28 protein-coding genes, 2 tRNA genes and 1 other RNA gene are annotated in these 26,189 nt (G+C 68.4%); 17 read left to right on the top strand and 14 right to left on the bottom strand.

The features are described 5' to 3' along the window. Positions 1-188 precede the first annotated feature (188 nt). The 3 genes from AC3A3X_RS09150 to gloB form a co-directional block, all read right to left on the bottom strand. Positions 189-983 (bottom strand): enoyl-ACP reductase FabI, encoded by a 795-nt coding sequence (locus AC3A3X_RS09150; RefSeq protein WP_487582721.1) that lies wholly within the window; start codon positions 981-983, stop codon positions 189-191. 146 nt (positions 984-1,129) lie between these two features. Continuing rightward, positions 1,130-2,326 (bottom strand): lytic transglycosylase domain-containing protein, encoded by a 1,197-nt coding sequence (locus tag AC3A3X_RS09155; RefSeq protein WP_487582722.1) that lies wholly within the window; start codon positions 2,324-2,326, stop codon positions 1,130-1,132. Then, complete coding sequence (gene gloB / locus AC3A3X_RS09160) at positions 2,323-3,090, bottom strand: hydroxyacylglutathione hydrolase (RefSeq protein ID WP_487582723.1); 768 nt, start codon at positions 3,088-3,090, stop codon at positions 2,323-2,325. Before gloB ends, AC3A3X_RS09155 begins: the two co-directional genes overlap by 4 nt. 110 nt (positions 3,091-3,200) lie before the next feature. On the opposite strand from gloB, the gene AC3A3X_RS09165 reads away from it, so the two are divergent. The 3 genes from AC3A3X_RS09165 (at position 3,201) to dnaQ (ending at position 5,245) form a co-directional block, all read left to right on the top strand. Continuing rightward, positions 3,201-3,866 (top strand): hypothetical protein, encoded by a 666-nt coding sequence (locus AC3A3X_RS09165; protein ID WP_487582724.1) that lies wholly within the window; start codon positions 3,201-3,203, stop codon positions 3,864-3,866. A gap of 70 nt (positions 3,867-3,936) precedes the next feature. Continuing rightward, a complete protein-coding gene (gene rnhA, locus AC3A3X_RS09170; protein ID WP_487582725.1) occupies positions 3,937-4,437 on the top strand; it encodes a ribonuclease HI in 501 nt (166 codons plus the stop codon). A gap of 70 nt (positions 4,438-4,507) precedes the next feature. After that, a complete protein-coding gene (gene dnaQ / locus AC3A3X_RS09175) occupies positions 4,508-5,245 on the top strand; it encodes a DNA polymerase III subunit epsilon (RefSeq protein WP_487582726.1) in 738 nt (245 codons plus the stop codon). Between the two features lie 118 nt (positions 5,246-5,363). Here dnaQ and AC3A3X_RS09180 read toward each other — a convergent pair whose 3' ends face one another. Beyond that, entirely contained in the window at positions 5,364-6,068 is a 705-nt protein-coding gene (locus AC3A3X_RS09180; protein WP_487582727.1) for a PP2C family protein-serine/threonine phosphatase, read from the bottom strand. A 182-nt stretch (positions 6,069-6,250) separates the two neighbouring features. After that, positions 6,251-6,341 (bottom strand) — tRNA-Ser (locus AC3A3X_RS09185). A gap of 112 nt (positions 6,342-6,453) precedes the next feature. On the opposite strand from AC3A3X_RS09185, the gene AC3A3X_RS09190 reads away from it, so the two are divergent. After that, complete coding sequence (locus AC3A3X_RS09190; RefSeq protein ID WP_487582728.1) at positions 6,454-6,861, top strand: DUF6165 family protein; 408 nt, start codon at positions 6,454-6,456, stop codon at positions 6,859-6,861. A gap of 104 nt (positions 6,862-6,965) precedes the next feature. Here the strand turns inward: AC3A3X_RS09190 and AC3A3X_RS09195 are convergent, their stop codons facing one another. Both AC3A3X_RS09195 and AC3A3X_RS09200 read right to left on the bottom strand, forming a co-directional pair. Next, complete coding sequence (locus AC3A3X_RS09195) at positions 6,966-7,316, bottom strand: hypothetical protein (RefSeq protein ID WP_487582729.1); 351 nt, start codon at positions 7,314-7,316, stop codon at positions 6,966-6,968. Then, the gene (locus AC3A3X_RS09200) at positions 7,316-8,413 is read right to left on the bottom strand and encodes a glycosyltransferase family 9 protein (protein WP_487582730.1); all 1,098 of its coding nucleotides are present in this window, start codon (positions 8,411-8,413) and stop codon (positions 7,316-7,318) included. The genes AC3A3X_RS09195 and AC3A3X_RS09200 overlap by 1 nt, the downstream gene beginning before the upstream one ends. Positions 8,414-8,572: 159 nt before the next feature. Here AC3A3X_RS09200 and AC3A3X_RS09205 point away from each other — a divergent pair, with 159 nt between their 5' ends. Genes AC3A3X_RS09205 through AC3A3X_RS09230 form a run of 6 tightly spaced genes read left to right on the top strand, consistent with a single transcriptional unit; the run spans position 8,573 to position 12,303 of the window. After that, entirely contained in the window at positions 8,573-9,322 is a 750-nt protein-coding gene (locus AC3A3X_RS09205) for a 3-deoxy-D-manno-octulosonic acid kinase (protein ID WP_487582731.1), read from the top strand. 2 nt (positions 9,323-9,324) lie between these two features. Then, entirely contained in the window at positions 9,325-10,083 is a 759-nt protein-coding gene (locus AC3A3X_RS09210; RefSeq protein WP_487582732.1) for an MBL fold metallo-hydrolase, read from the top strand. Beyond that, on the top strand, positions 10,080-11,102 hold the full coding sequence (gene moaA / locus AC3A3X_RS09215) for a GTP 3',8-cyclase MoaA (RefSeq protein ID WP_487582733.1): 1,023 nt from the start codon (positions 10,080-10,082) through the stop codon (positions 11,100-11,102). Before AC3A3X_RS09210 ends, moaA begins: the two co-directional genes overlap by 4 nt. Before the next feature lie 21 nt (positions 11,103-11,123). Next, a complete protein-coding gene (gene moaC, locus AC3A3X_RS09220) occupies positions 11,124-11,618 on the top strand; it encodes a cyclic pyranopterin monophosphate synthase MoaC (protein ID WP_487582734.1) in 495 nt (164 codons plus the stop codon). Next, positions 11,615-11,857 carry a MoaD/ThiS family protein gene (locus tag AC3A3X_RS09225; protein WP_487582835.1) on the top strand — a complete coding sequence of 81 codons (243 nt, stop codon included), beginning with the start codon at positions 11,615-11,617 and terminating at the stop codon, positions 11,855-11,857. The genes moaC and AC3A3X_RS09225 overlap by 4 nt, the downstream gene beginning before the upstream one ends. A 20-nt stretch (positions 11,858-11,877) precedes the next feature. Then, positions 11,878-12,303: a molybdenum cofactor biosynthesis protein MoaE gene (locus AC3A3X_RS09230; protein ID WP_487582735.1), complete on the top strand. Its 426-nt coding sequence runs from the start codon at positions 11,878-11,880 to the stop codon at positions 12,301-12,303. A 62-nt stretch (positions 12,304-12,365) separates the two neighbouring features. On the opposite strand, the gene ffs is transcribed toward AC3A3X_RS09230, so the two are convergent. Continuing rightward, positions 12,366-12,462: signal recognition particle sRNA small type (ffs, locus tag AC3A3X_RS09235), an RNA gene on the bottom strand. Positions 12,463-12,529: 67 nt separating this feature from the next. Then, a tRNA-Ser gene (locus AC3A3X_RS09240) sits at positions 12,530-12,622 on the bottom strand. A gap of 150 nt (positions 12,623-12,772) precedes the next feature. Here AC3A3X_RS09240 and dnaX point away from each other — a divergent pair. The 4 genes from dnaX (at position 12,773) to AC3A3X_RS09260 (ending at position 16,142) form a co-directional block, all read left to right on the top strand. Beyond that, positions 12,773-14,581, top strand: a complete 1,809-nt coding sequence (dnaX, locus tag AC3A3X_RS09245) for a DNA polymerase III subunit gamma/tau (protein ID WP_487582736.1) — start codon at positions 12,773-12,775, stop codon at positions 14,579-14,581. A gap of 80 nt (positions 14,582-14,661) precedes the next feature. Further along, on the top strand, positions 14,662-14,982 hold the full coding sequence (locus AC3A3X_RS09250; RefSeq protein WP_487582737.1) for a YbaB/EbfC family nucleoid-associated protein: 321 nt from the start codon (positions 14,662-14,664) through the stop codon (positions 14,980-14,982). Between the two features lie 126 nt (positions 14,983-15,108). Then, positions 15,109-15,711 (top strand): recombination mediator RecR, encoded by a 603-nt coding sequence (recR, locus tag AC3A3X_RS09255; protein ID WP_487582738.1) that lies wholly within the window; start codon positions 15,109-15,111, stop codon positions 15,709-15,711. A gap of 80 nt (positions 15,712-15,791) precedes the next feature. Then, positions 15,792-16,142, top strand: a complete 351-nt coding sequence (locus AC3A3X_RS09260) for a histidine triad nucleotide-binding protein (protein WP_487582739.1) — start codon at positions 15,792-15,794, stop codon at positions 16,140-16,142. A gap of 13 nt (positions 16,143-16,155) precedes the next feature. Here the strand turns inward: AC3A3X_RS09260 and AC3A3X_RS09265 are convergent, their stop codons facing one another. The 4 genes from AC3A3X_RS09265 to AC3A3X_RS09280 all read right to left on the bottom strand — a co-directional run bounded on the left by AC3A3X_RS09265 (position 16,156) and on the right by AC3A3X_RS09280 (position 20,630). Further along, positions 16,156-16,644 carry a Slp family lipoprotein gene (locus tag AC3A3X_RS09265; RefSeq protein WP_487582740.1) on the bottom strand — a complete coding sequence of 163 codons (489 nt, stop codon included), beginning with the start codon at positions 16,642-16,644 and terminating at the stop codon, positions 16,156-16,158. 25 nt (positions 16,645-16,669) lie between these two features. Further along, positions 16,670-18,691: a transglutaminase TgpA family protein gene (locus AC3A3X_RS09270; RefSeq protein ID WP_487582741.1), complete on the bottom strand. Its 2,022-nt coding sequence runs from the start codon at positions 18,689-18,691 to the stop codon at positions 16,670-16,672. Continuing rightward, positions 18,684-19,613, bottom strand: coding sequence for a DUF58 domain-containing protein (locus tag AC3A3X_RS09275; RefSeq protein WP_487582836.1), 930 nt, complete (start codon positions 19,611-19,613; stop codon positions 18,684-18,686). The genes AC3A3X_RS09270 and AC3A3X_RS09275 overlap by 8 nt, the downstream gene beginning before the upstream one ends. A 63-nt stretch (positions 19,614-19,676) precedes the next feature. After that, the gene (locus AC3A3X_RS09280) at positions 19,677-20,630 is read right to left on the bottom strand and encodes an AAA family ATPase (protein WP_425600248.1); all 954 of its coding nucleotides are present in this window, start codon (positions 20,628-20,630) and stop codon (positions 19,677-19,679) included. A gap of 150 nt (positions 20,631-20,780) precedes the next feature. Between AC3A3X_RS09280 and AC3A3X_RS09285 the strand changes: the two genes are divergently transcribed. From AC3A3X_RS09285 to AC3A3X_RS09295, 3 genes are all read left to right on the top strand, one after another. Beyond that, positions 20,781-22,649 carry an ArnT family glycosyltransferase gene (locus AC3A3X_RS09285; protein ID WP_487582742.1) on the top strand — a complete coding sequence of 623 codons (1,869 nt, stop codon included), beginning with the start codon at positions 20,781-20,783 and terminating at the stop codon, positions 22,647-22,649. Between the two features lie 91 nt (positions 22,650-22,740). Next, the gene (locus tag AC3A3X_RS09290) at positions 22,741-23,742 is read left to right on the top strand and encodes a glycosyltransferase family 2 protein (RefSeq protein ID WP_487582743.1); all 1,002 of its coding nucleotides are present in this window, start codon (positions 22,741-22,743) and stop codon (positions 23,740-23,742) included. Continuing rightward, entirely contained in the window at positions 23,739-25,586 is a 1,848-nt protein-coding gene (locus AC3A3X_RS09295) for a glycosyltransferase family 39 protein (RefSeq protein ID WP_487582744.1), read from the top strand. Before AC3A3X_RS09290 ends, AC3A3X_RS09295 begins: the two co-directional genes overlap by 4 nt. Positions 25,587-25,600: 14 nt before the next feature. Here AC3A3X_RS09295 and AC3A3X_RS09300 read toward each other — a convergent pair whose 3' ends face one another. Next, a complete protein-coding gene (locus tag AC3A3X_RS09300; protein ID WP_487582745.1) occupies positions 25,601-26,179 on the bottom strand; it encodes a Maf family protein in 579 nt (192 codons plus the stop codon). Positions 26,180-26,189: the final 10 nt, after the last annotated feature.

Here is a 26,189-nt window from a genome sequence, read left to right on the forward strand (position 1 = left end):
ACCCCAACCCCTCTCCCGCAAGCGGGAGAGGGGCTAAAGAAGACCGTCATCCCCGCGAAGGCGGGGACCCAGCGACGTTGCTCTTATGCTCGTCATTCCCGCGAAGGCGGGAACCCATGGACGTTGCTTCAACACACAAAAAAAGCCCGGCAACTGCCGGGCTTTTTCTGGCGTATTTCCGCGACAGATCAGTCGTTGCCGATCCCCGTCATGCCCAGGATGTTGTAGCCGGCATCGACGTAGGTGACTTCGCCGGTGACGCCGCTGGCGAGGTCCGAGCACAGGAAGGCGGCGACATTGCCGACGTCCTCGATGGTCACGGTGCGACGCAGCGGTGCGTTCTCCTCGACATGGCCGAGGATCTTGCGGAAACCGGCGATGCCGGCGGCGGCGAGCGTCTTGATCGGACCGGCGGAGATCGCGTTGACGCGAGTGCCTTCCGGACCCAGGTTGCAGGCGAGATAGCGGACCGAAGCCTCCAGGCTGGCCTTGGCCACGCCCATCAGGTTGTAGCCGACCAGCGCGCGCTCGGCGCCGAGGTAGCTCAGCGTCAGGATCGAACCGTTGCGGCCCTTCATCAGCGGCCGCGCCGCCTTGGACAGCGCCGACAGCGAGTACGACGACACGTCGTGGGCGATGGCGAAATTCTCGCGGGTCAGACCGTCGAGGAACTGGCCGGCAATGGCCTCGCGCGGTGCGAACGCGATGGCGTGGACGAGGATGTCGAAGCCGTCGCTCCACTGCTGGCCGAGCTGCTCGAAGCAGGCGGCGATCTGTGCGTCATCGCTGACGTCGAGCGGCAGGACGATGCTGCTGCCGTACTCGGCGGCGGCCGACTCCACGCGCGACTTGAGCTTCTCGTTCTGATAGGTGAACGCCAGCTGCGCGCCTTCGCGGTGCATGGCCTCGGCGATGCCGCTTGCGATCGAGCGCTCGCTGGCGATGCCGGTGATCAGTGCACGCTTGCCTTGCAGAAAACCCATGAGCCGTTCCTTTCTGATGATGATGACCGCAGCGCGTGAGCGTAGCGCGGTCGAGCAAAGACTCTAGTGTAGCCGCCTCTGGGGGATGCTTGCCGAGCACGCCGCGCGCGGTTTGACGATGCGGCGGCGTAGGGTCGGCGCTGCTGTCAGGGCGAGCCGGCCTCGCTCGGGACGCGGTTGCCCTGGCCGCCGAGCGGGTCGATGACCAGCAACTGGCCTGGCTTGAGCACGGCACCGGCACCCAGGCCGTTGCGCTGCATCAGGTCGGCGACACGGACGTCGTAGCGTCGGGCAATGGTCGAGGCGTTCTCGCCACGCTTGACGGTGTGTTTGCGTGACGCGGCAGGCTGGGCAGACGCCGACGGGTCGCCGGACGAAGGGGCTGTGACCGCATCAATCGGCACTGCCGAGGCGACCGCATCGACCGGCGCCACCGGTATCGCTGTCGCCAGAAGCCGGGCAGGGCGGGTGTCGATGCCGTCGGCGTAGACCGGATTCAGGCGCTTGAGCTGATCGCTGTCCTGGCCGGTCCGGGCCGCCCACTGGTCGATCCGCTTGATCTCGGCCGGCAGCGTCACGGCCTGGAGCCGCGGCACGGGTCGGTCGAGCTGGCGAAGCCATTCCTCGCGGTCGTCGGCCTGCTCCATCAGGCAGGACAAGGCGTGAAGCTTGCGCACGTAGGCCTGGGTGATGTCGGACAGGCCGATCAGTTGTTCCGGATTGGCATCGCGCGCGACCTGGCCGCTGCGCTTGAGTGCGCCCATCACGCGGTACTCGCCGGCGTTGTAGGCCATCACCGCCAACCGCCAGTCGCCGGCGAACATGCCATGCAGCGTCTTGAGGTAACGCACCGCGGCCGTGGTCGAATCGACCGGCGACAGGCGGCCGTCGTAACCGCTGCGCATGGGCACTTCATGGTTGCGCGCGGTGATGGCGATCATCTGCCACAAGCCAGCCGGGCCGGCCGGGCTGCGCGCGCCGGGGCGATAGCCGCTCTCGACGAATGGGATCAGCGCGAACTCGGTCGGCAGGTGCGCCTGGCGCAGGGCGTCGACGACGTAGCCGAACAGCGGCAACAGGTCGTCGTCGGCCGCCAGCCGCTTGGGAGCGGTGGCGAAATGCTGGCGCCAGCGTGGGGAGACGCCGCCGGCCTCGCACTCGGGCTCGGCCAGGCCACTGCGGAACGCTTCATAGATCTCGCGACCGTTGCGGGTGGTCGATTCGGCGGGCGTGGCCGCGTCCTGCGCCTGGTTCGCGGTGTCCTGCGCCAGCGCCGGCAGCGCCAGAACGCCACCAAGGAACAGACCGGCCGCCAGCCGGCGCCACGGGCGGGCGCAGGTCACGCGACGAATCCGTCCTTCCAGCGCCGCAATGCGGCGAATGCTTCGATGCTGTCGGCCGGGGCCTGGCCGGACTGCCGCTGCAACGCGGCGCGAACCTCGGCGCTGTCGACGCGAAGAAATGGGTTTGCCGCCAGTTCGCTGGCGATCGTGCTGGGCAGGGTCGGTTGACCGGTCTGGCGCATCGTCTGGGCATCCTCGGTGCGACGCGTCAGCGCCGGGTTTCCGGGTTCTACCACGCGGGCAAAGGCGGCGTTTGAGAGCGTGTACTCATGTCCGCAACACAGCCGGGTCTGCCCGGGCAGGGCGGTCAGGCGCGAAAGCGAATGGTGCATCTGCGCCGGGGTGCCCTCGAACAGGCGCCCGCAGCCAAGGCTGAACAGGGTGTCGCCGCAAAACAGCAGGTCGTGGCCGACGTAGGCGACATGGCTGAGGGTATGGCCGGGCAGGGCGATGACCTCGAATTGCCAGCCGGCCAGTTCGAAGCGGTCGCCGTCGCCGACGCGCCGGGTCGCCGTGGCGATGCGGTCATCGACCGGGGCAATCACCGGCAGCTGCGGCCAGCGCTCCAGCAGGGCGGGGACGCCGCCGATGTGGTCGTGGTGGTGGTGGGTCAGCAGGATTCCGGCCGGCTGCAGCCCGGCGTCGACCGCGGCCAGGACCGGCGCGGCTTCGCTGGGGTCGACGATCAGGGCGCGCGAGCCGTCGTCGGCCGCGCAGATCCAGATGTAGTTGTCGCTCAGGGCGGGCAGGGCCTGCAGGCGCATGCGCAATGATCCTCGAGGCTTGCCTGGTAGACACGGGCGTGCCGCACAATCGACGGACGCGAATCGCGCCCCGACCCAACGACCCGCTCGACCCAAATCCGGCCCAGACCATGCCCCTGCCTTCCCATCCCCGTCAACCAGACCCGGCCCATGTGCCGCTGGCCTGGTTCAGCAGCGAGGCCGGGCAGGGCCTGCTGGCGGTGCAGGAAGCGGCGATGGCGCGGGTGCTGGCCTCGCGGCCTCCGGCGACCCCCTGGGCGTGGTTCGGGGTCCGCGGGGCCACCGCGCCCGAGATCGCCGAAGGCCGCGGTCTGGCCCTGCGTCGCAATGGTGCCGGCTTCGACGGCGGGGTCCGTTGCCGGCTGCCGTTGCCCTTCGCCAGCGAGGCCTTCGGCGCGATCCTGCTCCAGCACGCCCTCGATGACGGCTTCGCGATCGACCTGGTCCTGGACGAGTGCGCACGGATGCTGATGCCCGGCGGCACGCTGTGGCTGGCGGCGCTCAATCCGTGGAGTCCGTACCGCGCGCGTTGGGCGCGCACCGGCCTGCATGCGCGCGATCCAGGCGGTTGGCAATCGGCGTTGCGACGGACCGGGTTTGCCGTCGACACGGTCAGCCTGCAATGGCTGGGGCCGCACTGGCGCGTTGCCCATGGCGAAGTCGGCGTCGGCGCGTCCGATCGCCTGCGAGCGGGCATCGCGCTGACCGTCAACAAGCGCGTGCATGCGCTGATCCCGCCGACGCCACTGCGCAATCTGCGATGGAGCCAGGTGTAGGCGGCGACGTTGTTGGCAAGTCGCGGGCGAACCGTGCCCTGCGACGGTGCAATGCGGCGATAATGCCGCGATGAATTCAGACGCAAGCACTACCGACGCACGCAAGCAGGTCGAGCGCAAGCAGGTCGAAATACACACCGACGGTGCCTGCCTGGGCAATCCCGGCCCCGGCGGCTGGGCCGCGCTGCTGCGCTTTCGCGGGCGCGAGCGCGAGGTCGCCGGCGGCGAGGCCGACACCACCAACAATCGCATGGAGCTGATGGCGGCGATCATGGCGCTGGAAACGCTCAGCGAACCCTGCGACGTAATCCTCCACACCGACTCGCAATACGTTCGCCAGGGCATCACCGAGTGGATCGGCAACTGGGTCCGCCGCGGCTGGAAGACCGCCGGCGGCGACCCGGTCAAGAACCGCGACCTGTGGGAACGCCTGCACGCGGCGGCGCAGCGCCACTCGATCCAGTGGAAGTGGGTGAAGGGCCATTCCGGCGATCCTGACAACGAGCGCGTGGACGTGCTCGCACGCCTGCAGGCACAGCGCCTGCGCGGCAGTTCGGCGGTGGCCCGCTGATGGCGGTGGCTGCACCGGTCGCGTCGCGTCGCCTGTCCGGGCGAGCGGCGAACGTGTGAGAATGGCGCCGATGCGGCAGATCATCCTTGATACCGAAACCACCGGCCTGAGCTGGGAGCGCGGCAACCGCGTGGTCGAAATCGGCTGCGTGGAATACATCGAGCGCCGACCCAGTGGCCGCACCTTTCATGTCTACCTGAAGCCGGACTGCGATTTCGAGCAGGGCGCGCAGGAAGTCACCGGGCTGACCCTGGACTTCCTCGCCGACAAGCCGGTGTTCGCCGACGTTGTCGAAGAGTTCATCGCCTTCATCGACGGCGCCGAACTGATCATCCACAACGCCGCCTTCGACGTCGGCTTCCTCGACAACGAGCTGCGCCTGGTGGGCTCGCAGTACGGCGGCCTGCGCGAACGCTGCAACGTCGAGGACACCCTGCTGATGGCGCGGCAGCGGTTTCCCGGCCAGCGCAACTCGCTCGATGCGTTGTGCAAGCGCCTGGGCGTGGACAACTCGCATCGCCAGCTGCACGGCGCGCTGCTCGACGCGCAGATCCTCGCCGAGGTCTACCTCGCGCTGACCTCCGGCCAGGAGGAGATCGGCTTCGCCAGCGATGTCGCCGGCACGCAGGTCGAGGTGGTCAGTTTCCGCACCGACCCGGCGGCGGCTCGTCCGCGCGTGCAGGTGGCCGCGGACGAACTGGCCGCGCACGAAGCGCGGCTGGAAAAACTGCGCAAGAAGGCCGGCAAGTGCGTCTGGGACCAGTTCACCGTGGTTGCCGGGGCTGAAGCGGAACTCGAACCGGCTTAAGGCAACGCTGAACAAGCCCGATGTCGTCCCGGGCGTAGCGAGGGACCTACTGTTCCGGCGCGGAAATCAGATCCCTCGCTGCGCTCGGGATGACAGAACAGGACTTGACCGGCCGACGTCAGTGGTGGCGGACCAGGATCACGGTGACGTTGTCGGAACCGCCGCCATCGAGCGCGGCGGCCACCAGGGAATCCACGCACTCCTGCGCACTGCAGTCGTCCTGCGCCAGCACGCGGGCGATGCCGCGGTCGTCGACTTCCTCGGTCAGGCCATCGCTGCACAGCAGCAGCTGCATGCCGGGCTTGAGTTCGCCGGTCATGGTCTCGACGTTCAGGTTGCGCGGGTCGGTCACGCCCAGCGCCTGCGTCACGACATTGCGGTGCGGATGGCTGCGCGCCTGTTCATGGGTGATCGCACCGGTGGCGATCAGCTCCTGCACATAGCTGTGATCCTGCGACAGCTGCGCCAGGTGACCCTCGCGCCACAGGTACACGCGGCTGTCGCCGACCCAGGCCACTTCGAAGCGATTGCCGGCAATGCGCGCGGCGACCACGGTCGTGCCCATCGGCAACGCGTCGTTGCGGCGCTTGGAGGTGCGGATGATCTCTTCGTCGGCGATGCGGATCGCCTGCGCCAGCGGCGTGCCGTCGCGGATTTCGCGAACGATGGTCTCGCGTGCCAGTGCGCTGGCGACCTCGCCGTATTCGTGCCCGCCCATTCCGTCGGCGACCAGCCACAGTCCCAGCTCGCCGTCACCGTAGTAGGTGTCTTCGTTGAGCTCGCGGCGCAGGCCGACGTGGGTGAGGTGTCCGAATTCGATCATGCGTCGATCATGCCGGTCGCTGTCTTGGTGCTTGATGGCGGATAACGGAATGATCGTGGCGGAGCGGCCGCGAGGCAAGGAGGAATCCGGCAGGCTGGCGCAACGGCGACGAGATGGTCCGGTTTTCGCCGTCAACGGCCCCGAAACGCAAAACGCCCCACGAGGGGGCGTTTGCGTGAATCTGGCGGAGAGGGGGGGATTCGAACCCCCGGTACGCTATAAACGTACGCCTGATTTCGAGTCAGGTACATTCAACCACTCTGCCACCTCTCCGGGTGGTGCAGCGAGCCGGGAATTCTACGGGGCTTGCGCGCCGGCGGCAAGCACCAGTGAGCGCCACGACCGGCCGGCTACACTATTGCTCCCCTGAACGAACGGCAGCGTCATGTCCGAAATCCTGGTCCCGGTGTCCTTTGGCGAACTGCTCGACAAGATCGCGATCCTGCAGATCAAGTCCGAGCGCATGAGCGACCCCGCCAAGCTGGCCAACGTCCGCAATGAACTGTCCGCGCTGGAAAAGACCTGGATGGCGCATCCGGCCGCCGGCAAGGACATCGCCCGCCTGCGCGCCGCGCTGAAGGCGGTCAACGAGCGCCTGTGGGTGATCGAGGACGACATCCGCATCAAGGAGAAGGCGCAGGCCTTCGACGAGGAGTTCGTGCGCCTGGCCCGCAGCGTCTACTTCGAGAACGACGAGCGCGCGCGCATCAAGAAGGACATCAACCTCGCCCTGGGCTCGTCGTACGTCGAAGAGAAGTCGTACGAGGACTACAAGACCGGCGCGGCGCCGTAACCGTTGTTTGTAGGAGCGAGCTTGCTCGCGACCTGCCTTGACGCAGCGGAAGGGCGGATCGCGAGCAAGCTCGCTCCTACGCGAAATTAGGGGCCAGCGCGAAATCAGGTGGCCAGCGCGTAGGCGGCCACCGCGAACGACAGCGCCGCCACCGTTGCGGCCACCGCCGCCGCGATCTGTACCCGCATCAGGCGTTGCTCCTGCAGCGCCTGCCGCTGGCGAAGTTCGACGATGGTGCGCTCCAGCTCCAGCGACGCCTGCTTGAGCGCGGTGAGGGTCATTTCCATTTCGGCGGCAAGGGTCTTGATCGCCTGGTGGTTCTGGTCGACCGCGTCCTGCAGTTCGCGGATCTGCTGCGGGATCTGGGTCGGCTCCTTGCCGCGGGTGAACATCGGCCGGGCAGCGCGGATCAGTTCCGGCAGCAGCGGTGCGACCACGGTGAACCAGGCGGCCATCACGTCGTCTCCATGCTTGCATTGGCCGCGTGCGGCGGCAGGTGGTCGGCGCAGTAGCGCTCGAACGCGGCGATCGCATCGTCGACGGTGACCAGGTCCATGACGCCGTCGTGCTCGATCTTGGTGCCCCAGCGCAACTCCGCCGCCGGCTTGCCCAGGTACTTGCGCGCGGCATCGTCGTAGCGGTCGGCGCAGTAACTGCGATCGCTGTAAGGGCCGCTGCGCGCCGGGTTGCTGGCCGCGTGCAGGCCCAGCACGCTGGTGCCCATCGCGTTGGCGATGTGCATGGGGCCCGAGTCCGGCGTCACCAGCAACTGGCCGCGTTCAAGCAGTGCGGGCAGTTGCTTGAGCGTGTCCTTGCCGACGAGGTCGAGCGCGGGCTGTTGCATCGCGGCCAGGATCGCGTCGCTGGTCTGGCGTTCCAGCTCGCTGCGACCGCCGCACAGCACCACCCGCCAGCCGCGCGCGACGGCATGGTCGGCCAGCGCGGCGTGCCGCTCCGGGCGCCAGTTGCGTTGGGCATGGCTGGAGCAGGGCGAAACCAGCATCGTCAGCACGCCATCGGGCGGCCATTGCTCGCGCGCCCATTGCCGCGCCTCGTCGGGCACTGGCAGGTCCCAGCGCACGCGGTCCTGATGCAGGCCGAGCGGCTCGCAGAAACTGCCGATCGCGTCGAGTACATGGATGCCCGGACGATCGGGGATGCGCTCGTTGACGAACAAGCCGTGCAGGTCTTTCGAACGCGAGCGGTCGTAGCCGATCCGGCGCCGCGCCGGGATGAAGGCCGACAGCAGGTTGGCGCGTGCGGCGACCTGCATCTGCAGCAATACGTCGAATCGGCGCTGTGCGCCAAGGCGCTGGCGCAGTTCTCGATGCAGGGCGCGCATGCCGGCCAGGCCGGTGTTCTTGTCGTACTCGACGAAGTCGACGCCGGGCAGGCCGGCCAGCAGGCGGTGCTCGCCCTTGCCGATGACCCAGGTCAGCCGCACCTGCGGCCACGCCGCCTGCAAGGTGCGCACCAGTGCCACGACATGGGTGACATCGCCCAACGCCGACAGGCGCAGCAGGCAGATCGATCCGGGGGCGGTGACCTTCATGCGCCGGACGTTCCAGCCGAACCGGCAAACCGCAGGCCGGGCCGGGCCTGGCCGCGGGCAGATTCGTGCTTCACTGTCGCGTGGACAGAGGGCAGGGACGAACTGCATGCGGTGCGTGAAGGCAGATTGCGGGGCACGTGAATTGCTAGACTCCGGGGAATGACGGGGTTCGATGCTACCGAAGAGTTGACGCCCTTCCGCGACGACAGCGGATTCGGAGCCATTCTGTTCGACCGCAACAGGGTGCGGCAAGCGAGCCCGGAGTGGTTCGTACCTTCGTTCTGGGAGCAGCGCGCGCGCCCGGTCGAGAGCGGTGGACGCGGTGGCGCCTGGTTCGTCGACGCGCCATTCGGTCCGGCGCTGTTGCGGCGCTACCTGCGCGGCGGCATGGCCGCGCGCGTCAGCCGCGACCGCTACTGGTGGCAGGGTGCCGGCAGCACGCGCAGCTTCGCCGAGTTCCGCCTGACCCGCACGATGGCCGAGAAGGGCGTGCCGGTGCCGCGTCCGATCGCCGCCTGCTACCGCCGCGACGGCCTGTTCTACCGCGCCGCGATCCTGCTCGAACGCCTGGATGACGTGCGCAGCCTGGCCGACCGGGCCGGTGTCGCCGGCGACGGCGCTCCCTGGGAAGAAGCCGGCCGGCTGATCGCGCGCGCCCACCGCGCCGGTCTCGACCATGCCGACCTCAACGCCCACAACCTTTTGTTCACCACCACCGGTAGAGGCTGGATCATCGACCTCGATCGCGGCCGCATGCGCATTCCCGCCACCGGCTGGCGCGAACGCAATCTCGCCCGCCTCAAGAGGTCGCTGCTGAAGCTGCGCGGCAACCGCAGCGCCGAGGAGGTCGAACGCGATTTCGGCCGCCTGCGCGAGGCCTACGATCGCGCCTGGGACCGAGGCTACTGAGCATGAGTTGGCAATTGCGCCTGCACGGAGTCGGCAATGCGTCGGCGGTCGAGCTCGGCTCGGCCATGGCGACGATCGAGCGCAACGGCCTGCCGTGGCTGACCATCGACTGCGGCGGCGAAGGCCTCACCGCCTACCAGGCCTACTACGGCGACGCGCCGCAGGCGCTGTACATCACCCATACCCACCTCGACCATGTCGCCGGTTTCGAGCGCCTGTTCGTGTCCAGCTACTTCGACCCGGATCGTCGTGGCCGGGTCCGCCTGTATGTGCCGGCAACGGTGCTGCCGCTGCTGCACCAGCGCGTCGGCGACTACCCCAATGCGCTGGCCGAGGGCGGGGTGAATTTCTGGGATGCCTTCCAGGTCATCCCCGTGGGTGGCTCGTTCTGGCACGACGGCGTACGGCTGGAAGTGTTCCCCACGCGCCATCACTGGCCCGACACCGCCTACGGCCTGCGCCTGCACGGCAGCATGGTGTGGACCGGCGACACCCGCCCGATCCCGGAGATGCTGGCGCGCTACGCCGACGCCGGCGAACTGATCGCGCACGACTGCGCGCTGCACGGCAATCCTTCGCACAGCGGCATCGAGGATCTCGAGCGCGAGTACCCGCAGGCATTGCTCGATCGCTGCCTGCTGTACCACTACGGCAACCGTGAGGAAGGCGAGGTCCTGGCCGCGCGCGGTTACCGCGTCGCCCATCCCGGCCAGGTCGTGGCACTGGCCGAGCCGACGGCGATGCAGGTGGAACCGTCATGAGCGCCGTGCCGGCGACCTCGCCGCTGCCGCTCGACCTGCGCGGGCGGCCGCTGCACGACCTGCGCCTGTCGGTGATCGAGGCCTGCAACTTCCGTTGCCCGTACTGCATGCCGGCCGATCGCGTGCCGGACGATTACGGCTTCGACTCGGCGTCGCGCCTGTCCTTCGACGAGATCGAGACGCTGGTGCGCGGATGCGTCGCGCTGGGCGTCAACAAGCTGCGCCTGACAGGTGGCGAACCGCTGCTGCGCAAGCGCTTGCCGCAGCTGGTGGAGCGGCTTGCTGCCATCAACGGTCTTGAAGACATCGCATTGACCACCAACGGTTCGCTGCTGGCCGCGCAGGCGCGGGCGTTGCGCGACGCCGGACTGCGCCGGATCACCGTCAGCCTCGATGCGCTCGACCCGGAGCGTTTCAGCCAGATGAGCGGTGGCCGCGGCGACATTGCCGACGTGCTGGCCGGCATCGAAGCGGCGCAGGCGGCGGGATTTGCTTCGATCAAGCTCAACTGCGTAGTCGAGCGCGGCATCAACGACGACCAGGTACTGCCGTTGCTCGAACGCTTCCGTGGCAGCGGCCATGTGTTGCGCTTCATCGAGTACATGGACGTGGGTACCTGCAACGGCTGGGTGCGCGATCGCGTGGTGCCGTCGGCCGAACTGCGCGATCGCATCGCGGAGCGCTGGCCATTGCGCGCGCTGGAGGCGAACTACCGAGGCGAGGTGGCCTCGCGTTACGCGTTCGCCGATGGCCAGGGCGAGGTTGGATTCGTCAGCTCGGTCAGTGAGCCGTTCTGCGGCGACTGCCATCGCGCCCGTGTGTCGGCCGACGGCAAGCTCTACACCTGCCTGTTTGCCGGCGACGGCCACGACCTGCGCCCGGCGTTGAAGCAGGGCGAGTCGGCGTTGCGCGATCGCGTGGCCGCGTTGTGGACCAATCGCGGCGACCGTTACAGCGAACTGCGCGGCGCCCGCGGCGCATCGCGCCGGCATGTCGAGATGTATCTCATCGGCGGTTGAATGAAAGCCAGCAGGACAGTCGTGCCAAAGCAAGCAGCGCCAAAGCAGCTCACCCACATCGACCCTGACGGGCGCCCGGCCATGGTCGACGTCTCCGCCAAGGCGGTTACCCCGCGCGAGGCGCGGGCCGAATGCAAGGTGCGCTTTCCGGCGCCGGTGGCGACGCAACTGCGCGCTTCGGGACTGAAAAGCGCCAAGGGCGGCATCGTCGACACGGCGATCATCGCCGGCACGATGGCGGTCAAGCGCACGCACGAGCTGATCCCGTTCTGCCACCCGTTGCCGATCGACGGCTGTCGCATCGCTATCGACTGGGAGGGTGCGACGACGCTGCGCGTCGAATGCGCCGTGCGCACGACGCATCGCACCGGCGTGGAGATGGAAGCGCTGACCGGTGCGACCGTGGCGGCGCTGACGGTGTACGACATGTGCAAGGCGTTGTCGCATGCGATCGTGCTGGGCCCGGCACGGGTGCTCGGCAAGCGCGGCGGCCGCCACGACTTCGGAGCGACCTGATGGCCCTGGCCACCGTCCTGTATTTCGCCAGCCTGCGTGACGCTGCCGGCGTCGCCGGCGAACCGGTAGACGCCGACGGCGACCTGCGCGGACTCTACGACCTGTTGCGCGCACGCCACGGCTTCGCCTTGCCGAGCGAGCGCCTGCGCGTGGCCGTCGATGGCGAGTTCGCGCGCTGGGACCAGCCGGTCCGCGCCGGCAGCGAGATTGCCTTCATCCCGCCGGTCAGCGGCGGCTGAGCCAGAACAGCAGCAACGACATGACGAAGCACTTCAGCCTTTCCGATACTCCCTTTGATACCGCCAGCGAGCGTGCACAACTACTCGATGACCGCGTCGGCGGTTTTGCCAGCTTCGAGGGCTGGGTGCGCGACCACAACGACGGCCGGGCCGTGCACGGGCTGCGTTACGAGGCCTACGCCGCACTGGCCGAGGCCGAAGGCGAGCGCGTCCTGACCGAGGCCCTGTCGAAGTTCGACATCCTCGATGCGCGCTGCGTGCACCGCGTTGGCGACCTGGCCATCGGTGAGCTGGCGGTATGGGTCGGCGTCAGCGCCGCCCATCGCGATGCGGCCTTCGCCGCCTGCCGGTTCGTGATCGACGAGGTCAAGGCGCGCGTGCCGATCTGGAAGCACGAGCGTTACGCCGACGGCGACGCCGGCTGGCTGCACCCGCAGCAGTCGTAGCCGTCCTGCAGGACGACACGGAGCACCACTCCTGATGCCGGTCAACGCCCGTAAAGGCGATGGCCCCGCCGGCTGACCTCGGCACCCGCATCAGTCAATACCGTTGCTGCCTTCCGGCCCTGGCGGAGTTTTCGACCTAGCGTCGCGAGGGGCCGACGGGGCCACCATAGAGACTTTCATCAAAAGCCCCGCGTTGGCGGCGGGGCTCTTTCCCACACTTCGAAGCTGGCGGAGAGAGGGGGATTCGAACCCCCGAAGCGCGGTTTAGACGCTTACACACTTTCCAGGCGTGCTCCTTCAACCACTCGGACACCTCTCCGCACCTGAACCTGCTTCATCCCCTGAACGCGGCATCCAGTCGTTTTGCAGGGGTCGCAGATTCTAGCCGTCGCCGGTCCCCGGGACAAGCGCGACCCTCGGACGCGGCGCCAGTCGCGGTGCGCGCGACCGGGCATGGCAGAATGTGGCCATGTCCTACCTCGTCCTCGCCCGCAAGTGGCGTCCGAAGCGCTTCGCCGAACTGGTCGGACAGGAGCACGTGGTCCGTGCGCTGACCAATGCGCTCGATTCCGGCCGCGTCCACCACGCCTTCCTGTTCACCGGCACCCGCGGTGTCGGCAAGACGACGATCGCGCGAATCTTCGCCAAGTCGCTGAACTGCGAGCGCGGGACCTCCGCCGAGCCCTGCGGCGAGTGCGGTTCCTGCCGCGACATCGATTCGGGCCGCTTCATCGACCTGCTCGAGATCGACGCCGCCAGCAATACCGGTGTCGATGACGTCCGCGAGGTCATCGACAACGCCCAGTACATGCCCAGCCGCGGTCGGGTGAAGGTCTACCTGATCGACGAAGTGCACATGCTGTCCAAGTCGGCCTTCAACGCGCTGCTCAAGACGCTGGAAGAGCCGCCGGGACACGTGAAGTTCCTGCTCGCCACCACCGACCCGCAGAAGCTGCCGGTGACGGTGCTGTCGCGCTGCCTGCAGTTCAACCTCAAGCGCCTGGACGAACAGCAGATCAGCGGGCAGATGACCCGGATCCTCGAGGCTGAGGGCATTGCCGCTGAAGCCGGCGCGATCCGCCAGCTCTCCAAGGCCGCCGATGGCAGCCTGCGCGACGGTCTGTCCCTGCTCGACCAGGCCATTGCCTACACCGGCGCCAGCGCCGGCGGCAGCGCCTTGGGCGATGCCGGCGTGGCCACCATGCTCGGTACCGTCGACCGTACCCGTGTGGGCGCGCTACTGTCGTCCCTCGCGCAAGGCGATGGCGAGCGGCTGCTGGCCGAGGTGGCGGTACTGGCCGAGTTCTCGCCGGACTGGGGCAGCGTGCTGGAAGCCTTCAGCGACGCCCTGCACCGGATCCAGGTGCGGCAACTGGTGCCCGAGGCGCAGGTCGAGGCCGATGGCGTCGATGTCGACACGCTGGCCGCGCAGTTGCGTCCGGAAGTGGTGCAGCTGTGGTACCAGATGGCGCTCAACGGCCGCCGCGACCTGGCCCTGGCACCGAGTCCGCGCGCCGGCTTCGAGATGAGCGTGCTGCGCATGCTGGCCTTCCGTCCGGATGGGGGCGACAGCGCCCGCGCGCCGTCGGCGGAACCGGCCCAGGCCAGTCGCGGCGCAGCCCCTCGCAGCGCCGCGACCGCGGCTCCGGCCGAGGCGGCACCGCGTGAGCGGACGCCACCGCCGAACCCGTTTGCCGCGGAGCGACCGCAGCCGTCGGCCGCAGCCGCGCCGGCACGTCCGGCGCCCGCACCTGCACCTGCACCTGCACCCGTCGAGGCAGTCGCTGCGCCGCCCCCGATTGCCGTTACGCGCCCGGCACCCGTCGCCGCGACTGCGCCGACGGTTGCTGCGCCGCCGGCCGAGACCGCCTTCGTCCACGGCGCCGGCATCGCCGACGCCGATGCCTGGCACGCGATGGTGGCCGCCACCAGCCTGCGCGGGCCGGCCCGCATGCTTGCCGAGCACGCCGGTTTTGTTTCCTACTCCGAAGGCGTGTTGAGCCTGTCGCTGGCGCCCGTCGACGATCATCTGCGCAGCAATGCGCTGGTCGACCTGATGGCCGAAGCACTGGCACCGGCGCTCGGCGTCGCGCCGCAGGTGCGTTTCGTCGAGGCCCGTTCGGCCGAGTCGCTGCACCAGCGCAACGAGCGCAGCCGCGACGAACGCCAGGCGGCCGCCGAAGCGACCTTCATGAGCGATCCTGACGTGCAGCGGCTGATTTCCCAGCACGGCGCCAAGGTAGTCCCGGATTCGATCCGGCCCTACGACGAAAAATGATCCCCTACCGCCATCGCCCCGTGCGCATGGCCGTTGCCCCTGATGCAGGGGTTCCATTGCCCATAGACGAGTAACGAAACATGCGTGGAAACATCGCCCAACTGATGCAGCAGGCGCAGAAGATGCAGGAAAACGTGCAGCGAGCGCAGGAAGAAATGGCCAAGCTGGAAGTCACCGGCAACGCCGGCGGCGGCATGGTCAGCGTCACCATCACCGGCCGCATGGAATGCCGCAAGGTCCGCATCGATCCGAGCGTGCTGGGCGACCAGGAGATGGTCGAGGACCTGATCGCCGCCGCGTTCAACGACGCAGTGAACAAGGTCAATGCCGAATCGCAGTCGAAGATGTCCGCCGCGACCGCCGGCATGCCGATCCCGCCGGGCATGAAGATGCCGTTCTGATTTTGCCGCTCCAAGGCCAAGGTCGAACAAGTCGAATGTCGTCCCGAGCGCAGCGAGGACCTGCTGTTCCACCGCGCAAAACAGATCCCTCGCTGCGCTCGGGATGACAGAACCAAGACTTGGCGCATGAGCTCACTTCTCGAACAACTCATCGAAGCGTTCCGCGTTCTGCCCGGCGTTGGCCAGAAGTCGGCGCAGCGCATGGCCTACCACGTGCTCGAACGCGAGCGCGCCGGTGGCCAGCGCCTGGCCGATGCACTTTCCGCCGCCGTCGAGCATATCGGCCACTGCGCGCGCTGCCGCGACTTCACCGAAGGCGACGTCTGCGCGACCTGCGCCAGTGCATCGCGCGACGCGCATCAGCTGTGCGCGGTCGAGTCGCCCGCCGATCGCCTCGCGATCGAGCAGGCCACCGGCTACCGCGGCCTCTATTTCGTCCTGCAGGGCCGCTTGTCGCCGCTCGATGGCATCGGCCCGCGCGAACTGGGCCTGGACTCGCTGGCCGCGCGCCTGGCCGAGGGCGAGGTGCAGGAGCTGATCATCGCCACCAATCCGACGGTCGAGGGCGAAGCGACCGCGCATTACCTCGCGCAGCTGGCGCGCCAGCACAAGGTTCGACCGAGCCGACTCGCCCATGGCGTGCCGCTGGGCGGCGAACTGGAGTACGTCGATCGAGGCACGCTGTCGCATGCCTTCGGCAGCCGCAGCGAGATGACGGACCTGGACTGATGCCGGGCCCCTGGCCTGCGTGGGGCGCTGCCTGGGCGTAAAGTCGCGGTCAACCCGCCGACATCAATCCACCAAACGCCATGTCCGACACCATCTTCCACAAGATCATCAAGCGCGAGATCCCGGCCGACATCGTCTTCGAGGACGAGCACCTGATCGCGTTCCGCGACATCGCGCCGCAGGCGCCGGTACACGTGCTGTTCGTGCCCAAGACCGATGTCGCCACGCTCAACGACCTGCAGCCCGACCAGTCCGCCATCGTTGGACGACTGGCCGTGGCCGCGGCCGACTACGCCAAGCGCGAGGGCTTTGCCGAGGATGGCTACCGGATCGTGATGAACTGCAACGGCCATGGCGGGCAGACGGTGTTCCAGATCCATCTGCACCTGCTGGCCGGAGCGCCGCTGGGGCGGTTCGGAACCTCGCGCTGAGCGGGGTCCTGCCTTACCACCAACCCCACCACGGCCACGGCGCCGCCGGATAGCCGACGACGTCGACCGTCTCGCGCACCGGCCACAGGTAGACCACGTCGGCCTCGACCTGCGGGAAGCGGTAGTCGTATCCGCCGATCTGGCGGTTCTGGTAGCCGCTGACGCGGCCGATGAAGGTGACTTCGCGATTCTTCTCGAATATCGCCGGGTCGTAGAAGCCGGTACGGCAGGCAATGAAACGGCCGCCAGTGTCGTCGCTGCCCCAGTACGGACGGGCGTTGTCGCCCAGGTAGGTCGAGACCATCTCGAAGCAGGTGCGATTGGGCTGCGGTTCGACGCTGACGATGCGGCCGCCCCAGCGTACCGCGGCGCCGGTGATGTCGCTCGCCGCCGCATCGCGCGGCGTGATCGGATTGAACTCGCCCTGCAGCGGCTGCGGTGCGGTGACGCAGGCGGCCAGCATCATCGTGCCGAGGGCTAGTAAGGCGAGACGAAGGTTCATCGGCATTCTCCAGGTGTCCTTCACATTAGCCATTGTTGCCATTGCCGCCATTGCGGGGCGACGGGCGATGCGCACGCAGCGCCTGGGTCAAGGCGCGGGTCGAACGCCCCCCTGGCCCGCCGTCAGCGTACCGCCAATCGCTGAAACGGTCGCTGAGCATCCGCAGTTCGCCGGCCAGCTCGGGATGGGCAGCGGCAACGCGCTCGACCCAGCGACCGGCCGGTTCGTCCGGGAACCGTTCCAGGCCGAGATGGCGATAACGACGGGCCATCGCATGCCAGGCGCGAAGCACCGGGTCGGGCTCGCGCTCGTTGCGGCGACTGAACCACGCCATCCACAGCAGTCCCAGCGCGACGGCCAGCATCAGCAGCAACACCAGGGTGCGATCGTCTATGCGATCGATGCCGAAGGGCCGCAGCAGGCGTTGCTGGCGATTGGCGTCGAAACCGAGCACGAAGTCGTTCCAGCCGCGTCGCAACCAGTCGCCGACATCGATCAGCGAGCGGCCACCACCGAAGGCGCCGAGCAGGCCACCGGCAATGGAGCGGCGGTCGTCGAGCGTGTCGTAGATGCGCTCGGGCGCGACGGCGGCGGTCGGATCCACGCGCACCCAGCCGCGCCCGCGCAACCAGACCTCGGCCCAGGCGTGGGCATCGGAGCGGCGCACCAGCCAGTAACCGCCGACCGAATTGCGGTAGCCGCCGGCGTAGCCGGTGACCACGCGCGCGGGGATGCCGGCGCCACGCATCAGCACGACGAACGATGAGCTGAAGTGCTGGCAGAAACCGGCGCGCTGGTCGAACAGGAATTCGTCGACGCTGTTGCGCCCCGGCAGCGGTGTTTCCAGGGTGTAGGCGAAGTCGCGCCGGATCCAGTCGAGGGCGCGGGTCACGATCGCGGTATCGGCTGACGCACTGTCCACAGACCGTCCGGCCTGCAAGCGCCATTGCCTGGCCAGTGCGAGCGTGCGCGGGTTGAAATTCGGCGGCAGTTGCAGCGCGTACTGGCGCGTCTGTGGCGACAAACTCGCCTCGTAGCGCAGGGGTGGTGCCGACTGCATGCGCCAGCGGCTCACGCCAGTCAGCTGGGCCAGCGACTGCAGGTTGTGGTCCGGGTCCAGTTCGCTACCACTCGGCGCGGAAATCAGCAGGTCGAGGGCAACGAGCTGGCGGCGATCGGTCGGCTCCATCTCGATCTCGTAATCCCAGCGCTGCGGGCCCGGTTCGACGGCGGTTTCGGTCCAGCCCGGCATCCATCGCGGCTGTCTCCAGGTCCGCCCGTCGAAATCCCACATCACCGGCCCGCGCCAGTACATCTGCGACGGCGACGGCACCTGTCCGAAGAAGCGTGCGCGCAGGGCGGGGCGGTCGTCGCCCATGAGGTCGATCCAGTCGCCCGGGCTCATCCGGTCCGACAGGCCGGTGCTTGCCATGGCTCGCTCGGGGATGCCCCACAGCGGCGAGCCCAGGCGTGGGAACAGCCAGAACGCTGCCAGCGCGAGTGGCAGTCCGAGCGCGAGCAGGCGGGCGGTGCCGGCCATGCGCTGCATAGGTGAAGCATCGCGACGGACATCACCCGACTCGACGTCGGCCAGCAGCTGCAGCGCGGCCAGCGTCAACAGGGTCGCGGTCAGCCCCAGTGCGAGCGACAGCGGCCCCTGGTCGAGCAGGAACGTCGCAAACGGCGCGAACAACGCGAAGCCGAGCAGACTGCGCGCGTCGCGCAGGCCAAACGTCTCCGAAGGTTTGATCGCCAGCATCGCCGCCAGCAGTGCGCAGCCGGTATCGCGACCGATCGAGAATCCACTCATCGCCAGCACGGTCGCGATCAGTGCCACTGACAGGAACAGGCGGACCAGTCCATGCAGGGGTTGGCGCCAGGACATGGCGACCACGGCCACGGCGCTGACTGCAATGGTCACGGCGATAAGCAGCGGCAATTGCAACAGCAACGGCAACAGGCAGGCGCCGGCGCTGAGCAACACCCAGCGGCGGCTGCGCGGATCGAGCCCTGGCACTGCGAGCCCTGGAGCTGCTTGATCAGCCATGGGGCATCAGCGCCAGTGCGCGCAGGCAGGCATGCCGGTGTTGCGGTCCGCGGTCGGGCCCCAGTGCGGCATGGCCGGGCAGGCGCAACTGGTAGCGCCTGCCTTCGCGCTCGGCTTCGTCGATCCATCGCGCCAGCCGGGCGATCCGCGCCTCGTAGCCGATGCCTGCGATCTCGCGCCAGTCGAGCACGACTTCGGCGCCGATGGGTTGCTCGAACTCGCGTACCAGCAGCATGTCACGCCGAGCCGAGGGCTTCCAGGCGATGGCCCGGCGTGCATCGCCGGTGCGATAACCGCGCAGGTGATGGACGTCGTCGCCGGTCGGGTGCACACGCGCCTGGACACGGTCGCCGTGGCCGGCCGGCAGTGGCGGACCGTTCGCCTCGGGTGCCGGGTAGACCAGCAGCGGCGATTCCGGCCAGACATAGGCCCATGCCCGCGCCAGTCCCAGCGGACGCGTCGTCGACAGGCGCAGCTTGGGCAGGTCGAACCATCCACGCTGTTGCGTCGGCAGCAGCAGTTGCGACTCACCGCTGCCGCGATCGAGATTGAGGATGCCCGGCGCGGCATCGAACGAGCCATCATCGTCCAGCCGCAGCCCGCGGCGCACGCGACCGGGCGCGGCGCGCGCGTACAGGCGGACGCACAGCGGCGCACCTGCGGCTACCGGTTCGGCGTCGGCCGCGACCAGCTCCAGTCCTGACAACTGCATCTGCGCCGCCACCAGACTGGCCAGGCCGGCTCCGCCCAGCATCAGCCCCAGCAGCAGCGCGGGGTTGTTGTTGTAGTTGAGCGCGCCCAACAACATGACGAACAGCAACATCGCGTAGAACAACCCGAAACGCGTCGGCAACACATAGATGCGACGGCGGTGCAGCACGCAGGGCAGTGCTTCCGGATCGCGTGGACGCGTCCAGACCATGGCCCAGGCATGCAATCGCGAGCGCAGGCGCGCCGGCGTCTGGCGGTCCGCCCGTGACATCACTCAGTCCACCGGCACCGCGTGCAGGATCGCCTTCGCCAATGCCGCGTCCTTGCCGGCATCGACCTCGGCGACCAGGCGATGCGCGGCCACGGCCGGAAACAACGCCTGCACATCCTCGGGCAGCACGTGCGCGCGCCCCAGCAGCAATGCGTAGGCGCGGGCAGCGCGCAGCAAGGCCAGCCCGGCCCGCGGCGACAGTCCCACGCGCACGCCCGGATGGCGTCGGCTGCGCGCCATCAGTGCCTGCACATAGGCAACCAGCGCCTCGCTGGCGTGCACCTGCTGCACCGAGCGGCGGGCGGCGAGCACATCCTCGCTGCCGAGCAGGGGCAACACCCGCGCGATCAGGTCGCGGCGGTCGTCACCGGCGAGCAGGTGGCGTTCGGCGTCCGCATCCGGATAGCCCAGGCTCAGGCGCAGGAGAAAACGGTCCAGCTGCGAATCCGGCAATGGGTACGTGCCGGAAAGATCGACGGGATTCTGCGTGGCGATGACGAAGAACGGTTCCGGCAGCGCGTGCGTGGTGCCATCGACCGTGACCTGGTACTCGGCCATCGCTTCCAGCAGCGCACTCTGCGTGCGCGGCGGTGCGCGATTGATCTCGTCGGCCAGCAACACCTGCGCGAACACCGGTCCGGGGTGGAACTGGAACTGGCGCGCTTGCGGATCGAACACCGACACGCCGACAACGTCGGCAGGCAACAGGTCGGAGGTGAACTGCACGCGCTGGAAATCCAGGCCGAGCGTCGCTGCCAGCGCATGAGCGAGCGTGGTCTTGCCCAGCCCGGGAAGATCCTCGATCAGCAGGTGGCCACCGGCCAGCAGTGCCACGAACGCCAGGCGGACTTCGTGCGGCTTGCCCAATACCAGCGAATTGACCTGCGCCTGGGCGCGTTCAAGGGAACCTCGCAAGCCATCGGTTAGCATGGTCGCCGTCGAAAGGGATACCGCCATCGCGCGTGTGCTCCTGTTGGATGTTGCAGCTTGCGGCGTCTGCCGGCGCTTCGCCCGCCGGCCGCCCTGGTCAGGTCGGCCGCGACATGTTCTACAAAGACATGCTCTACAACGACATGTTCTCCCAGAGTGTAGCGAGGTCACGAACGGATGCGGGATGAAGGGCAGGCATTGCGCACGTTCTGGGTGCTGTGGGTCGCGGTTCTGGCGATCAAGCTGGTCGTGGCCGCGCGCCTGCCGCTGTTCGTCGACGAGGCGTTCTACTGGCAGGAAGGCCAGCACCTGGCCGCGGCCTATTCGGACCTGCCCGGGCTGACCGCGTGGTTGACCCGCCTGGGCACCCTCGTCGGCGGACATCATGCCTTCGCCGTGCGCCTGCCATTCGTGTTGATCGCCGCGCTGGTGCCGTGCCTGATGGTGCGGATAACGGCACGCGAGTTCGGCGCGCGTGCCGGTTGGCTCGCCGGTAGCTTCACGTTGCTGCTGCCACTTGCCGGGACCCTGGGCGTGATGGCGCTGCCGGATGCGGCGATGGCACTGGCGACGCTGTTGTGCGTCGATGCCGGCGCGCGCCTGCTGCGACAGGTCAGCCCCGAGGTCGCGCTCGAACTCGCCGTCGGCCTGGCCCTGGGCGCGTTGTGCCATTACCGCTTCATTGCCGTCATCGGCGTGGGATTCATCGCCCTGGCGATGCTCGAGGAAGGCCGCCGCGCGCTGCGTGACGTGCGCGTGCTGGTGGCGATCGCATTCGGCGCATCGGCCTGGGCGCCACTGGTGGCCTGGAACCTCGACAACGCCGATGCCGGATTGCGCTTCCAACTGGTCGATCGCCATCCGTGGGCCTTCCACGCCGACGCGGTCTGGTTCATCGCGATCCAGGCCTTGCTGGTGACGCCGTTGCTGTTCGCCGCGTTGGCCGTCGGTGCACGCCGGGGGCTGGCGAGCGCGGCGGCGCCGGAGCGTTATTTCGCACTGCTGGGCTCAGGCGTGGTGCTGGGGTTCTTCGCCCTCGGGTTTTTCGCCGATACCGAGCGGGTCAGCTTCCACTGGCCGTTGCCCGGCTACCTGGCCCTGCTGCCGCTGTTGCCGGCGGTGCTGTGGCGCTGGCCGCGTGGCTGGCAGGTGGCTACCGCGTGGCTGGCCGGGCTGGGGCTGGTGGCCAACCTGGGTTATTACCTGGCCGTATCGCAGCCAGGCCTGCGCGAGCAGAATGCGGCGCAGAAGTGGTATCCGAGCAACTTCTCCGGTTGGGAGCCGCTCGCCCAGGCCGTGCACGACCGCCTGGCGACAATGCCGCCCGGGACGCGTGTGGTGGCCGACAACTTCAAGATCGGCGCCGAACTGGGCTTCGCCATGGGCGATGCGCGTATCGCCGTGCTCGACCACCCCATCAACCACAAGCACGGCCGCGCGCCGCAGTTGCGCCTGTGGGGACTGCAAAGCGGGGGCCGCGCCGACTGGGGTGACCAGGCGGTGCTGCTCGTGGTGGGCGCGACCGAGGTCAAGTACCGCGACCTGCTCGAGCGTTACCACGACCTGTGCACGATGGCAGGACCCTTGCCGCCACCTGAGGTGCTGAACATCGACCATGGTCGCCAGCGCTTCCTCCTGTTCGCGCTGGATGGCAGTCCGGTGCACGGTGACTGCACGACGCCGGCAATGGCCTGGGTCGATACGCCGGTGGCCGACGCGCGGGTCGGCGGGCGCTTCAACGTCGATGGCTGGGCTTTCAAGGACGGCGTCGGCCTGGCCGGTCTCGACATCACCCTGGACGGCCAGGTCGTCGCCCAGGCGCAGTACGGGCGCGTGTTCCAGGGACTGAAGGACGTATGGCCGCAATCGAGCGATCCGCAGCATCCGAACGTGGGGTTCCAGGCCGAGGTGACCCTGCCGCCGGGCACGTTCGGGCCAGGCCGGCATTGGCTCGGCTTGCGCCTGCGCGGGCGTGATGGCAGCGAAGAGATCTGGGCCGAGCGACCCATCCAGATCGAGCACCAGATCGAGCACCAGACCGAGTGAACGCTCCGTGCCGGCAAGCGGGCCCCGGGCGGGGCACATCACCTGCCTGTCACGCCCCGCTAGACTGTGCGCCTGAATCGGGGACTACATGATGGATGCAGCACAACGGGCGCCACGGATTGCCGTGCTCGTGCCATGCCACAACGAATCGGCGGCGATCGCCAGGGTGATCGCGGATTTCCGGGTCAACCTGCCCGGTGCCGAGTGTCACGTGTTTGACAACAATTCCTCCGATGGCACCGCGCAGGTCGCACTTGGCGCCGGCGCGAAGGTGCGGCATGTGCAACTGCAGGGCAAGGGCAACGTCGTGCGCCGGATGTTCGCCGAGATCGACGCGGACATCTACGTGCTGGTCGATGGCGACGACACCTACGACGCGGCGGCCGCGCCGATGCTGGTCGAGCGGCTGCGCCGCGACGGCCTCGACATGGTCGTCGGTTCGCGAACCCATCAGGACAGTGCCGCGTACCGTTCGGGCCACCGGACCGGCAACGTGCTGCTGACGCGTTGCGTGGGACTGCTGTTCGGCCGCAGTTTCGACGACATGCTGTCGGGCTACCGGGTGTTTTCGCGGCGCTACGTGAAGTCGTTTCCCGCCCACTCCAGCGGTTTCGAGATCGAGACCGAACTGGCGGTGCATGCGCTGCAGTTGCGCATGCCAGTCGCCGAGGTCGCCACCGCCTACGGTGTCAGGCCCGAAGGTTCGGCCAGCAAGCTGCGCACCTGGCGCGACGGCACGCGCATCCTCTTCACCATTGCCCGGCTCTTCAAGAACGAGCGTCCGCTGGCATTCTTCTCCATTGGCATGGGACTGTGCGTGCTGGCCGCCGTCGTGCTGGCGTGGCCGCTGGTGCTGACCTACCTGCAGACGGGGCTGGTGCCGCGCTTTCCGACGGCGATCCTGTGCTCGGCGCTGGTGCTGCTGGGCGCGGTCCTGTTCGCCTGCGGCCTGATCCTCGATACGGTCACGCGCGGACGCATCGAACTCAAGCACCTGATGTACCTTTCGGTACCTGGCAGTGGTTCCAGTGCCGACCTGCGATCGTTCGAGAACGCGAAGCCAATTGCGGGCCAGGCAGCGGGGAATCCTTGAGCACGCAGCGCCGGGACAGGATGTCGCCGCTTGCGTTGCTTGACCGGCGCTTTGGTTTTCACAGCGCCGCCAACGTGGCATGGGCTGCGGTCGCCATCGCACTGCTGTCCGGGCTCGTGTCGGTATGGCGGGGCCAGGACAGCAACTGGGACCTGCGCAACTACCATCTCTACAACGCCCATGCGTGGCTGACCGGCCGGCTCGGCACCGACCTGGCGCCTGCGCAGTTGCAGAGCTATTTCGTGCCGTGGCTCGACGTGCCGTACTTCCTCACCGCCCAGCACTGGCCACAACTGACCGCGATGGTCCTGGGTTCACTGCACGGGCTCGCCTTCGTCCTGGTCGCCGGCATTGGCTGGCAGGCGCTGGCCGGGCGCCCACAGCGACCGCGTCTGGTTCCGTTGCTGTCCCTGGCAGGCTGTTTCAGCGCGGTCTTTCTTGCCGAACTGGGCACGACGATGGGCGACAACACCAGTGCGGTGTTCGTGCTTGCCGCCGTGTTGCTGGTACTGCAGGCGGCCCAGTCCGAAGGTGCGTCGTGGCGATGGTGGCTGGCCGGCGTTGCGTTGGGGCTGGGGGTCTCGTTCAAGCTCACCAATGCGATCTATGCGTTGGCGCTGGGCGTGGCCGCGCTGTGCGGTCCATGGTCGTGGCAGCGGCGGATCCAGCGCGCCGCGACGTTGACCCTCGCCACGAGTGTGTCGTTTGCCGTGGTCGCCGGGCCCTGGTTGTGGAGTGTCTGGCGGCACTTCGGCAATCCGCTGTTCCCGCAGTTCAATCGCTGGTTCCAGGCGCCGTTGGCGCTGCCGGTGTCGGTGGTGGACCAGCGCTGGTTGCCGTCCGGGGTGACGGAGGCGTTGCTGCGCCCGCTGGCGTTCACGATAAACCCGTTCCTGATCAGCGAAGTGCCGTTGCTGCAGCTCGTCTGGCCTGCGATTTACCTGCTGGCGATTGCCGCGGGCGTGGCCTGGGTCTGGCGTCGGCAGACGGGTCGCGGCGATCGCCAGCATGTCGTCACTGGACCGGCGGCGCGACTGCTGCTGGTGTTTTTCGCGGTTGCGTTCGTCGTCTGGCTGCTGGTGTTCAGCATCCACCGCTATCTGGCCGTGCTGGAGCTGCTGGCGCCATTGGCGCTGTGGATGCTGGCCGAGCGCACATTCGCGCCGACGGTGGCCGCGCGCGTCGCCAAATGGACGGTCCTTGCCAGCATCGCGGCAACGCTGTTCGGCATGTGGCTGATCGGCTGGCGCGGCTGGGGGCACGCAGGCTGGACCGAGACGCCCTTCCGGGTCGAGGCGCCGGCGATGGCGCAGCCGGCGCGAGCCACCGTGTTGCTGGTCGGTGGCGAGCCGCAGGCGTGGCGCGTCCCATTCCTGCCTGCCGAAGCGGTCTATGCATCGGTGGCGTCCAATTTCCCCGAGTCCGCGCATTACGCGGAAACGATCCAGGCGCGCATCGACGCACGTTCCGGCGAGGTCCATGCGATGTTGCCTGCCGCGGTCGACGAGCGCATGCCCAAGCGTCTGGCGCGCTTGGCGCAACTCAATGCCTGGGCGAGCGCATTGCACCTGGACCAGGGCGAATGCCGCCTGTTGCGCAAGGTCGCGCGAAATCGCAGGGCCGAGCTTGAGGTGAGTGGCGGACGCTGCCGGATGGTGCCGCGGGCCGACGAATCAGGTCGCGACACGGCGGCGGAAAACCGCGCCGTGGCCGAGGCGGCCGCACAGACACTGGCGCGCTATGGGCTGCGGATGGATCCACAGGGTTGCCGGGTCCATGCCGCGTCCATCGGCACCGAGGCATTGCCCTACCAGTGGTGTCCGGCCGAGCGGCTGGCGCACTGAGCCCCGGGCAGCACTCAGGGCAGCCGGAACCCGGCCTCGCGCAGCAGCCGCGCCGTGGCGATCAGCGGCAGGCCGATCAGGGCGGTCGGGTCGCGATTGTCGATGGCTTCGAACAGACAGATGCCCAGGCCCTCGGACTTGAAGCTGCCGGCGCAGTCGAAGGGCTGCTCGGCATCGACATAGCGTGCGATTTCGGCGGCATCCAGGTCGCGGAACTTTACAACTGTACGGTCGAGCGTCTGCAGCGGCGCCTGTCCGGCCTTCATCACGCACACGCCGGTGTGGAACTGCACGCTGCGGCCGGACATGCCGGTCAGCTGCTCGATGGCCGCCTGGCGACCGCCGGGCTTGCCCAGCGGGCGGCCGTCGAACTCGGCGACCTGGTCGGAGCCGATGACCCAGGCGTCGGGGTGGAGCGCGGCCACGGCGGCGGCCTTGGCGTGTGCCAGGCGGCGGGCGAGGGTGGCCGGCGCCTCCCCGGGCAGCGGAGTCTCGTCGCTGTCGGGCCGGGCGGTGTCGAACGGCAGGCGCAGGCGCGACAGCAGTTCGCGGCGGTAGACCGAGGTCGACGCCAGGATCAGGAGGGCAGGCACGGCAGGCTGC

The sequence above is a fragment of the Lysobacter sp. Soil_N_23 genome (genome assembly GCF_057656135.1).

Bases quoted from the DNA above. Each gene is read 5' to 3' on its own strand.
- AC3A3X_RS09290 (WP_487582743.1), top strand. From the start codon at position 22,741: ATGGATGCAGCACAACGGGCGCCACGGATTGCCGTGCTCGTGCCATGC.
- AC3A3X_RS09195 (WP_487582729.1), bottom strand. From the start codon at position 7,316: ATGGCCGCCTGGTTCACCGTGGTCGCACCGCTGCTGCCGGAACTGATC.
- dnaQ (WP_487582726.1), top strand. From the start codon at position 4,508: ATGCGGCAGATCATCCTTGATACCGAAACCACCGGCCTGAGCTGGGAG.
- AC3A3X_RS09260 (WP_487582739.1), top strand. From the start codon at position 15,792: ATGTCCGACACCATCTTCCACAAGATCATCAAGCGCGAGATCCCGGCC.
- AC3A3X_RS09280 (WP_425600248.1), bottom strand. From the start codon at position 20,630: ATGGCGGTATCCCTTTCGACGGCGACCATGCTAACCGATGGCTTGCGA.
- AC3A3X_RS09150 (WP_487582721.1), bottom strand. From the start codon at position 983: ATGGGTTTTCTGCAAGGCAAGCGTGCACTGATCACCGGCATCGCCAGC.
- AC3A3X_RS09180 (WP_487582727.1), bottom strand. From the start codon at position 6,068: ATGATCGAATTCGGACACCTCACCCACGTCGGCCTGCGCCGCGAGCTC.
- AC3A3X_RS09210 (WP_487582732.1), top strand. From the start codon at position 9,325: ATGAGTTGGCAATTGCGCCTGCACGGAGTCGGCAATGCGTCGGCGGTC.
- recR (WP_487582738.1), top strand. From the start codon at position 15,109: ATGAGCTCACTTCTCGAACAACTCATCGAAGCGTTCCGCGTTCTGCCC.
- AC3A3X_RS09200 (WP_487582730.1), bottom strand. From the start codon at position 8,413: ATGAAGGTCACCGCCCCCGGATCGATCTGCCTGCTGCGCCTGTCGGCG.
- rnhA (WP_487582725.1), top strand. From the start codon at position 3,937: ATGAATTCAGACGCAAGCACTACCGACGCACGCAAGCAGGTCGAGCGC.
- AC3A3X_RS09270 (WP_487582741.1), bottom strand. From the start codon at position 18,691: ATGGCTGATCAAGCAGCTCCAGGGCTCGCAGTGCCAGGGCTCGATCCG.
- AC3A3X_RS09230 (WP_487582735.1), top strand. From the start codon at position 11,878: ATGACGAAGCACTTCAGCCTTTCCGATACTCCCTTTGATACCGCCAGC.
- dnaX (WP_487582736.1), top strand. From the start codon at position 12,773: ATGTCCTACCTCGTCCTCGCCCGCAAGTGGCGTCCGAAGCGCTTCGCC.
- AC3A3X_RS09250 (WP_487582737.1), top strand. From the start codon at position 14,662: ATGCGTGGAAACATCGCCCAACTGATGCAGCAGGCGCAGAAGATGCAG.
- AC3A3X_RS09275 (WP_487582836.1), bottom strand. From the start codon at position 19,613: ATGGTCTGGACGCGTCCACGCGATCCGGAAGCACTGCCCTGCGTGCTG.
- AC3A3X_RS09285 (WP_487582742.1), top strand. From the start codon at position 20,781: ATGCGGGATGAAGGGCAGGCATTGCGCACGTTCTGGGTGCTGTGGGTC.
- moaA (WP_487582733.1), top strand. From the start codon at position 10,080: ATGAGCGCCGTGCCGGCGACCTCGCCGCTGCCGCTCGACCTGCGCGGG.
- gloB (WP_487582723.1), bottom strand. From the start codon at position 3,090: ATGCGCCTGCAGGCCCTGCCCGCCCTGAGCGACAACTACATCTGGATC.
- AC3A3X_RS09205 (WP_487582731.1), top strand. From the start codon at position 8,573: ATGACGGGGTTCGATGCTACCGAAGAGTTGACGCCCTTCCGCGACGAC.
- AC3A3X_RS09190 (WP_487582728.1), top strand. From the start codon at position 6,454: ATGTCCGAAATCCTGGTCCCGGTGTCCTTTGGCGAACTGCTCGACAAG.
- AC3A3X_RS09165 (WP_487582724.1), top strand. From the start codon at position 3,201: ATGCCCCTGCCTTCCCATCCCCGTCAACCAGACCCGGCCCATGTGCCG.
- AC3A3X_RS09265 (WP_487582740.1), bottom strand. From the start codon at position 16,644: ATGAACCTTCGTCTCGCCTTACTAGCCCTCGGCACGATGATGCTGGCC.